Origin of the sequence: Hylemonella gracilis ATCC 19624 (assembly GCF_000211835.1) — a bacterium.
Taxonomy (GTDB): domain Bacteria; phylum Pseudomonadota; class Gammaproteobacteria; order Burkholderiales; family Burkholderiaceae_C; genus Hylemonella; species Hylemonella gracilis.
On record NZ_AEGR01000093.1, the window covers coordinates 156,734 to 165,452 of the forward strand.

The following is an 8,719-nucleotide window of genomic DNA, read 5'->3' on the forward strand; positions in this document are numbered from 1 at the left end:
ATGAAGCGTGAGGAGCGGATTCCTGTTGAAGTGAAAGTGCGGCAAGCTGTGGCTTTGTGGCGAGAGGAGCATCCAGATACACAGATCAATATCTCAAAAATCTGTGAAATGGCGGGGGTTAATAGATCTAATCTCTATCGCACGCACGTAACGCTGCTTAATGAGCTCGGTCTTGTGAGAAGCCCACGGAGATCACCTAATCCATCGCAGAGTCGCACAGAGATAGCTTTGCGTGAAGAGCTGAAGCGACTACAGATGGAGAACAACTTGTTGCGTTTCTTGTGGGTGGAAGAGGCGGGATCGCCATTAAAGGCTCGGCATCCACGCGCCGTCCTACAGGATGTGGAAGCAGCTTCTCTATTGAATGTCACCGGAGGTAGATTTTTTCGACGAGCAGTTCTTTCCTATCTGGGCGATGGAACTGTCCGACTATCCGAATTCGATTCGCTCGATTCCGACCGCAAGAAACTCTTCATTGAGTTTCTAGGACTGCGTGTGGGAACCACAATGCCTCCGCTGGAAGTCTACGATGATTTGCGAAAGCGCCTGTGCAACTCTAGTGATCAGAATCCTTGAGTATTCTGTAAGCTTTCGCTTTCGTTTTTGCGGCGCCCGTTCTCTCAAGAAACTACATGAGATGGCTCGATGTTCGCGTCGATTAGCCTGTATCCAAACAGGTAGCTTGTAGGCGCCAATTGAATATTGACCAGGTGTGCCGATCCAACTGTTGATAGTGGTCATGTAGCAAGCATTGAGTCGGCTGGTTGTGGTGAACAATATTCTTTCACTGCCTCATGCCGAGTCTTGCTTTCCGCGCTCAATCACCGCCAAGTCCGGTTAATGCATGCTGGACAGTACATCAGGGCTGGACTGAACTATCTGCTTGCTCAAAGAGAGAAGGGCACTATTTCAGATGAATCCTTCGAGCTATCCGAATCCCACTTCGGACATTTTTCGATGGGGCAAGCCTCGTTACTTTAAGGAGGAAGTCTGTTTTCTATTGGCGCCGATTCAACTAACAGCGGCACTATTTCAGCTTCAGCAAGAGTCGGCCTCAGGTCTGCAGTCGGAGAGCAGGAACAGCTAGTCGGAAACCAAGGGCAGCGAAATATCCTTCTCCACAAAAACCTCTCGCACAACCGCCAAGCCATTGAGAGCTGCCGGAAACCCTGCGTAGACAGCCATCTGCATCACCACCTCGACGATCTCACTTGGCGTGCATCCAACATGAAGTGCGGCGTGTACGTGTACCCGAAGCTGCGGGGTGGCTTTACCAAGGGCACTCAGCGCCGCGACCGTTGCGATTTCCCGCTCGCGCAGGCCCAGACCCTTGCGCGCATAGATGTCTCCGAACGGGAATTCCACGATGTAGCGCGCGAAATCGGGAAAGGATTTCGCCAGCCCATCAACAACCGCCAGCCCTGCTGGACCATCGATGGCAGCCAGCATTGCGGCCCCGCGTTCATAGCGGTCGGTGCTCATTTTGCGACTCCATAGCGATATCGACGAAAATTTTCAGCGCTCCAACTTTCGGCCGCGTGCTCCGCGCAGTATGGTGACTTTGCCGGGGTGAAGAGATTTCCGGTGGTCATGAATGACTCCTGAGTTGCGATGGATGCAACTTTAGGAGCCGGTCATGTCAAATGAAATGACCAAGTTCGTGATACCTTTTAGGTATGTCATCGCGCTTGGACTCCCGCTCTCTGGCTCTCTTCCTGGCTGTCGCCGATACGCTGAGCTTTCGGCAAGCAGCCGAGACGCTGCATATGTCTCAGCCACCGTTGAGCCGTGCGATTCGTGAACTTGAGGAACGGCTGGGCGTGCGCCTGTTCGATCGCGGTAGCAAGGGCGTTAGTCTCACCGACGCTGGTCGCAAGCTGCTGCCCTATGCCCGAAGCATCGGGAGAATGCTCCGGGAAGCGGAGGCCAGTCTGGCACATGAGGGCCTGCCGCAGAGTTTGAGGATCGGTCTTACGAGCGCTGTCGAACCGGCATGGTTCGGTGGACTTGCGGAACGGATCCAGGAGCAGCACCCTGGGACGGCTGTGTCGGTGGTGGTCGACACCTCTCCCCGTCTCGTTCGCCAATTACGCGTAGGCCGATTGGCGGCAGCTTTCATAGCGCTACCCACGGAGACGTCTGAGCTTGACGTGGCTGAGCTTGGTCGGATGCCGATGATGGTGGCGATTCCATCTTCACACGTTCTAGCCAGGCGCCGAACAGTTCGTCTCGCCGACCTCGCTACCGATGTCATCTTCTGGTTCGAGCGCGCACGTCAGCCTGCGTTCTACGACCACTGCCAACGTGTTTTCGCCCATCACGGCTTTGCACCCCGAAAGGTCAAGGAGCCGACAGACCACCATGTACTGCTTGCCGATGTGGCCAGCGGGCGTGGCATTGCCTTGCTGCCAAGCTCATTTGCAGGGTTGCGCCGAGCTGGTGTTTCCTATCGGACGCTCATCGAGGGTGAGGATCTGGCTGTCGGCATTGGATTGGCCACTCCTCGAGACAAAGAGGTGATGCGGGATTTATTGGTCGTTGCCGCCCTTGGCGTAGCCAAGATGCGCGAAATCAAGGCATCCAGGACGGGATAGTGCGGCATGAGAAAGAGGCGCTGGAAAATCAGCCCAGGATCTGCCGCAGTTTTCTTCTCAGATTTGACCTGTCGCCAACTTGTGCTCAGACAGTGACCGCTCTCGAAGTAGCTCTCCTAATGGCCTATGAGGCTTCAGCCAGTTTTGCCGCTGCGCCTCGCCTGCCCAGTTTTCTGACCTCGGCGATGCGCTCTAGTTGGCTTGCCCTCGGCTTGGAGATTCCCTTTTCCCAGTGATAGACGGTCTGAAGTGAAACGTTGAGAATTTTTCCCATCTCGGCGGCTGACAGCCCTAGCTTCTCGCGCAGGCTCGCGAAACCTGATGCACGAAAACGCAGCTTCGGGCTGTTGTCCGACGTATCAGTGACCACCACAGAAGGCGAGCTCTTGCCCAGGCGCACGATTTTCTTTTCTTGCGCAGCCAACTCTCGTTTGAGCTTGGCTATGTCACTACGGTAATGGGCTGCAGCCTTCTTCAGGCTTTCGACTTCGGAACGGATCTCTTTGCGAGCGAGTCGTGTGATTTCTGATTTCAGAAGGCTTGTAATATTTGCCATGTCAGTCTTGGTAGCTGGAGTGCAGACGATACACAAAAACGCGGTGGACGCAGTGGGAGCGCAAATCGCAGCATTTGACGTCTCGAGTATTTCAAACACAAGCCTGCGAATCTCTCCAGTGGTGGCCCAATTCCAGTCAACCAAACATTGAAATTCTGCCGTTTTAAGCCAGAAAATGCGTCGAAATAGGTTGTCCGTGAGAGGCTAGGCTGCTTGCGGTCAGTCAGGTGCGCAGCCTGAGTGACTCCTCTTGCCGGGACCGGTCGTTCCACCCTCGATAATCAACGGGTTGCTTCCGAGTACGAGTCAGAAATCGCATCGCCGTTAGTTGCGTCGTTCAGGCCAAGCAACTCCCCGATCAGTCTGATGGCACGCCATACTTGGGGCAGGTTTGCCATGGCAGTATCCCGTTGGTTGAATAGCTCAAGTGCAACTTTGCACTACGAGATTTGGGCGAAATGCCAAAAAACAGGACCGCTTTTTGAAGACCCCAACCGGTAAAATTAATACCCCTTGATAGGAGACCGGCATGCCAACTAGGAAGCGCCTCTTCGTCAGTTTTGACTACGACAACGACGAGACCCTCAAGACATTCCTGATCGGGCAGTCGAAGCACGATGACACGCCGTTCGACGTAGCAGATGCGTCTGTCAAGGAGCACCTGACCGGCGACTGGCAGGGCAAAGTCAGGGAAAGGATCCGCCGCGCCGACGTGGTCTGTGTGCTGTGCGGCACCAGGACTCACACCGCTAATGGTGTCTCGATCGAGTATTCCATCGCCAAACAGTTAGGCAAGCCGCTGTTCCTGTTGAAGGGGTACAGGGATGCGGACTGCACGCGTCCGAAGGGTGCTGAGAGCGAGAAGATGTACAACTGGACTTGGGAGAACCTCAAGACCTTGATCCATGGTGGGCGCTGATGCCACAGGTCGATCTCGAAACGCTGTGGAACGAAATCCCGATCAAGGAAGGATCCGAGTACCCGCACAACGAGAAGTGGTACAGCCACCTGCTCGATCAGTACAAACTGTACGTTGAAATGGCTGATCGCATCAGCCAGCGACGAACGACGGCGAATCAGTACTTCCTGGCATTGAACACAGCGATCTTCGGTTTCGTCGGTTACCTCACTGTCAAAGACACGAACGAGCATCACTGGCTCATTGCGCTCGCAGGAGTCGCGCTGACGTACCTGTGGTACGTGATCATCACGTCGTACCGTAACCTGAATACTGCCAAATGGGCTGTGGTACACGAGATTGAGAAGCGGCTGCCGATCCGCCCGTACGACGCAGAGTGGAAGTATGTTGATCGCGGAACGAATCCGGTACTCTATCGGCCGCTGTCTCACGTCGAGTCGCTCGTGCCTTGGATTTTCATGATCCTGCACGCCATCGTGTTCGTGAAGTCAGTGAACTGGTTCACCGTGCAGTCGGCCTTGCGCATATGAGCGTATGACGCAGACGATATTCGTCAGCAGCACGTTCATCGATCTTGAGGCGCACCGGCGTCTTGTGCGCGATGCCATTGCCCGCTTGGAGCTGACCTTTAAGGCGATGGAGTTCTTCGGGGCACTTCCAGACACGCCCAAAGCCGAGTGCCTCCGACTGGTCCGCGCCTCGAACATCTTCGTCGGCATCATTGGCATGCGGTATGGCTTCATCGACCCTGACGATGGGAAGTCGATGACTCAACTCGAATACGAGGAAGCGCAAGCCATTCGCCTGCCAACGCTGATGTACCTGATCGACGAGGAGCACCATCCTGTGCTTCCGAAGTTTGTTGACACTGGTGCCGGCGCAGAGAAGCTACTTGCGTTCAAGGGGCAGCTTAAGAAAGCGCACGTGGTGAACGCGTTCTCGTCGCCTGAGGACCTCGCGGCGAAAGTCACTCAAGACGTTGTGCGGCTTGTCGGAGCGATGGACAAAGCGCCCGGAGCCCAGGTGTTGCCTCAGCTTGCCGCGACCGCGACGCGGATGCATCGGCTGACACCACCACGGTTCGCGTTCCTGAAAGGCAAGGTCGCAGGGGCTTGTACGCAAGACGTACCGGATTCAGTGCTGCACGAGAGTCTTGGGTTTTTGCTAGGTGGTGACAACATGGCAGCGGCGTTCACTCTCAGTCGTGGCACACCCATGTCGCTGGATGATGCGATCGACAGCCTGATGAGGATTGAGAAGATCCTGATGGAACTGGTGAAGGACGCTCAGGCGGCGCGCGAAGATGATACGCCGGACGATCACATCGCCCAGGCAGATTAGGACCTTACCCCTGCGCGGCATCGCAGAGACATCGCTCCCGCGGACGTGGGCCTCAGGCAACAACAGACCGCTCTCGCGAGAAGCGAGTGGTAACAATAGGGCGAGTGCTCGCGCTTGACGTCTCTCACAACGGTCACCCGCTTAGCGGCGGTGCGAACGTCGGCAAGTTGGCTCTGATCGGCTGTTCGGCTTGTGAGCACGGATGACCACTTACGCTAGTGATTGATACTAGGCGGAACAGTTATGCTTCCCGCTGCGGCATATTTATGGTTCCAGCGACAGAACCACTGCTTCAACTGCAATCGCGTTGTCGCAGTGGCCTCGACTAGGACGTGAAACAGGTCAATTGTGGCCTGATGGTAGAGACTATCTTCCGCGTATTGTCAGCTTAGCTAACAGGTAGCTGGCGACCGTACCAACCGACTCAATCGCTGCCTTGGCCTCAGCTTCGGTGAGCGTCGGTAGCCAAGGGCGGCCGTGACCAGAACCCTGTTTGTTTCGGACGCGGTTAACACCAAGCGCGGTGGCGAACAGGCCTCGCTCCATCGCGCGGACAGGGGATTCGCCCTGAACTTCTGGCATCTCCGGCACAGCGAGGTCCAGCGCAGTGAAGGCCATACCCAATAAGGCCTGAAAGTTGGCACCGGCGGGATAGCTGCCCCGAATGGTCGTGAGTACATGGGCGGCAGTGGCTTCAAGCAGATCCTTCCCCGTCCCAGCCACAAGGGCCGCATCCTCTGCACCTCGCTGCGCGCGCCGTGCGTAGCCTAACAGCGCATCCGTCAGCTCAGGGCCGCGAAGAGCCGTGAGCACTTTCGGAGAAAGCGTTCCGTCGTCCGCAAGGACAAAGCCTACGCTGTCGCAGGCCGACTTAGCGTTCGCAATCGCGTCCGAACCAACGAAGTTTGGTGCACCAGCGCGGAAGCCTCCACACGCACGAATCTTCCCCAAGAGCCCCGTGACGAATCTCGAGCCGCCGGAGTGATTTGCGGTCATCGCTTCGTACAGCACCGCTCTGACCCGCTTGGCCTTGCCGATCTGTTGCCCCTGCTGCTTCGGGTCGAACGCGGCAAGCCCGGCGGCATTCACCTGGAATTCGATGTCGGAGTGGGACGGCTCACGATAGTTGCCGCTGTTGCCAGAGTCGTCGACCAACTGGGCAATGGCATGCAAAACGGTATCGGTAATGGGAATATTCGACATGACTTTCGATGGGTCAGAGCTGGTTCGCTACCAAACGCCCGTGATGGAAGGCGCCCTCAATACAATGGGCTGAGGGTCGCTAATGCCGGTACCGCCCATTGCAATCGGCGGTAATGCCTTGGGGGGCCTACGGAACCACTGGAGACAGATTTTCACGAGGTCATCAAACAAGATGCTCTGGTCATCAAGAAGGGCTTCGGCAACGGAAGAATCACTTTCGTAGAAGAACTCGCCCTCATGCTGGATCGCCTTCGGGTGCGGCTTGCGGTCCGCCAACGGCTTTTGAAGCATCCTTCGAGGGATAGGCACTGCCGCCCCATCCTCCTTGAAGGCCTGCCCCATGATGGGCGCCATGAAGTCGATCAGCCAACCATCGCATTCGACCCAGGCGTGGAATCCGTCCTCGTCATATTGCCATCTGCCGTCCTGTTCTCGGCCATAGATGAGGACGGTAGCCGTTGGTTCGTGCACCATCAGCGCCATGCTGCCGACACTGATCATTGCCTCTAAATGGTAGTGGTCCCGCAGAATCAGCACCCCCGCGGAGGCGAAGAACAGACACGCCCGACTAGTCTTTGCAAGCCCCGACGCTTCCAGCACGCTGTAGATGACCTGGTAGATGCGCTGGTAATCGGCAAGAGGGAGAAGGGGTCGCTGGGCCATAGGCTACTCCGTCAAGTAGGGTTTGCGGTCTGCACGATCTAGCGCAGGTGGGCGCGCCGGATCAGGTGTGATGGGCTTGCGTGCTCAGAAGTGTGGAACCACCGTCATCAGTGTCTTTCCGGCGTGATGCAGGGCCACCGCTCTTCCTGGCTGGGGAACCGGCGCCGCGGCGCTACGGTGGGCCTGCCTGGCCAGCTTGCGTACCTTCCGGGAAAGGGATCGAAGGTCAACCGCGGCAATAGCGTGCTGCCCGGCAAACGCCGCGATGGTTCGCGGGTCCAATAACCAACTGAGGCGGTCATAGAGCCCGGCATTGGCCAGAAGCTGGTTGATGTCAGGCGTCATCGCATTGAGCAACTCTCGCATTTCGCTGACTCGCACGGTCAGGGTTGCATTAACGCCAGCCGGAGTTAGCGGATTTGCCAACCTCCACGCGGGCTCGTGGTGGGAAACACGGTTGCGAAGCCCCTTGATGCGCGCGAGCAGTTGATGTGCGCGAGCTCGCGTCATGCTGGGATCGTTCGGAAAGGTAGCTGCAAGGCAGTTCGGCCACAGGGCCAACGGATCGGTCGTTGACTCAAACGTCGGACCTAGGATGCCAAGCCAGAAGCCGAACATCGCGTGCGCGACGATTTGGTCCGGTGTTTGGGGCTTCCCATTCTGGGTCAGTCGATGGGTGATTTCGTCGAGCCGGGCCTCGCTCTGAGAGCGCCAGTGCGTCAAATACTTCTGATGGCCGCCGATCCAGACCATCCGCTTGTGGTGCGGCCGGACGCCGGGACGGTAGTAGCGCTGGAGCAACGTAGCGTTGGCGGCTACCTTCAGTGGGAACTGGAGGTCGCCTTCATTTTTTAGGACGTCTTGATACCAACGAGGTGTGGAAAACTGGGCAGAAGCCGCGACATGGATGCTGTTCCGTAGAACCACCTCTACCATGCTAAGGAGAGGAGAAAGGGCTGCATTGAGCTCCTGCCCCCAAATGTAAGCCCCCACGGCGGAGTCAATGACTGTCGCCCCAACGAGGCTTTGGTACGAACCGAGTCGGCTTCCGGACAAGGCGGTTTCCACCTCCACTGAACGGAGGCCTGAGCAAAAGGTAAGCACGGGCTGGTAACAGCTGTTATACTGCTCTCTGAGAAGCGCCCTTGTGGCGCAACGACGGGTCAGCGGTACGAACGGTCTGCTAGTAGTGCCCCTGACCCACCCTCTTCAAAAAGCTGCCCAACAGGCAGCTTTTTTCTTGCCATCTAGTCGGATCGTGCAACTTCGCTGCATGACCTCGGAAAAAGGGGCATTGCCGATCAAGTGTAACGGCTTGTTGCTACGGACAAGGAGCATGCTCTCCGTCCAGTACCCAGATGAGAACGGTGTGCTCGAATATAGGCAGCGTCAGTCTGTCGCTGGAACCATAAATGTTCCGCTTCGGAACGCTTATGCTTCTTT

Annotated in this window: 10 protein-coding genes; 5 read left to right on the plus strand and 5 right to left on the minus strand. The window is 56.7% G+C overall.

The window, feature by feature from the left end; translation table 11 throughout:
• Positions 1-576 (plus strand): hypothetical protein, encoded by a 576-nt coding sequence (locus HGR_RS17425; protein WP_138922555.1) that lies wholly within the window; start codon positions 1-3, stop codon positions 574-576.
• A 507-nt stretch (positions 577-1,083) separates the two neighbouring features.
• Here HGR_RS17425 and HGR_RS14750 read toward each other — a convergent pair.
• Positions 1,084-1,482: a carboxymuconolactone decarboxylase family protein gene (locus tag HGR_RS14750; RefSeq protein WP_006299132.1), complete on the minus strand. Its 399-nt coding sequence runs from the start codon at positions 1,480-1,482 to the stop codon at positions 1,084-1,086.
• Positions 1,483-1,676: 194 nt separating this feature from the next.
• Between HGR_RS14750 and HGR_RS14755 the strand changes: the two genes are divergently transcribed.
• Positions 1,677-2,594 (plus strand): LysR family transcriptional regulator, encoded by a 918-nt coding sequence (locus HGR_RS14755; RefSeq protein WP_006299133.1) that lies wholly within the window; start codon positions 1,677-1,679, stop codon positions 2,592-2,594.
• Positions 2,595-2,718: 124 nt separating this feature from the next.
• Here the strand turns inward: HGR_RS14755 and HGR_RS17120 are convergent, their stop codons facing one another.
• Positions 2,719-3,150 carry a helix-turn-helix domain-containing protein gene (locus HGR_RS17120; RefSeq protein WP_006299134.1) on the minus strand — a complete coding sequence of 144 codons (432 nt, stop codon included), beginning with the start codon at positions 3,148-3,150 and terminating at the stop codon, positions 2,719-2,721.
• Between the two features lie 529 nt (positions 3,151-3,679).
• Between HGR_RS17120 and HGR_RS14760 the strand changes: the two genes are divergently transcribed.
• Genes HGR_RS14760 through HGR_RS14770 form a run of 3 tightly spaced genes read left to right on the plus strand, consistent with a single transcriptional unit; the run spans position 3,680 to position 5,410 of the window.
• The gene (locus HGR_RS14760; protein ID WP_006299135.1) at positions 3,680-4,069 is read left to right on the plus strand and encodes a TIR domain-containing protein; all 390 of its coding nucleotides are present in this window, start codon (positions 3,680-3,682) and stop codon (positions 4,067-4,069) included.
• Entirely contained in the window at positions 4,069-4,599 is a 531-nt protein-coding gene (locus HGR_RS17600) for a RipA family octameric membrane protein (RefSeq protein ID WP_006299136.1), read from the plus strand. The genes HGR_RS14760 and HGR_RS17600 overlap by 1 nt, the downstream gene beginning before the upstream one ends.
• A gap of 4 nt (positions 4,600-4,603) precedes the next feature.
• Positions 4,604-5,410 (plus strand): DUF4062 domain-containing protein, encoded by an 807-nt coding sequence (locus HGR_RS14770; protein WP_006299137.1) that lies wholly within the window; start codon positions 4,604-4,606, stop codon positions 5,408-5,410.
• A 366-nt stretch (positions 5,411-5,776) separates the two neighbouring features.
• On the opposite strand, the gene HGR_RS14775 is transcribed toward HGR_RS14770, so the two are convergent.
• The 3 genes from HGR_RS14775 to HGR_RS14785 all read right to left on the minus strand — a co-directional run bounded on the left by HGR_RS14775 (position 5,777) and on the right by HGR_RS14785 (position 8,269).
• On the minus strand, positions 5,777-6,613 hold the full coding sequence (locus tag HGR_RS14775; RefSeq protein ID WP_006299138.1) for an abortive infection family protein: 837 nt from the start codon (positions 6,611-6,613) through the stop codon (positions 5,777-5,779).
• Positions 6,614-6,640: 27 nt separating this feature from the next.
• A complete protein-coding gene (locus HGR_RS16910) occupies positions 6,641-7,276 on the minus strand; it encodes a DUF2026 family protein (protein WP_006299139.1) in 636 nt (211 codons plus the stop codon).
• A gap of 84 nt (positions 7,277-7,360) precedes the next feature.
• Positions 7,361-8,269 (minus strand): hypothetical protein, encoded by a 909-nt coding sequence (locus tag HGR_RS14785; protein WP_138922556.1) that lies wholly within the window; start codon positions 8,267-8,269, stop codon positions 7,361-7,363.
• Positions 8,270-8,719: the final 450 nt, after the last annotated feature.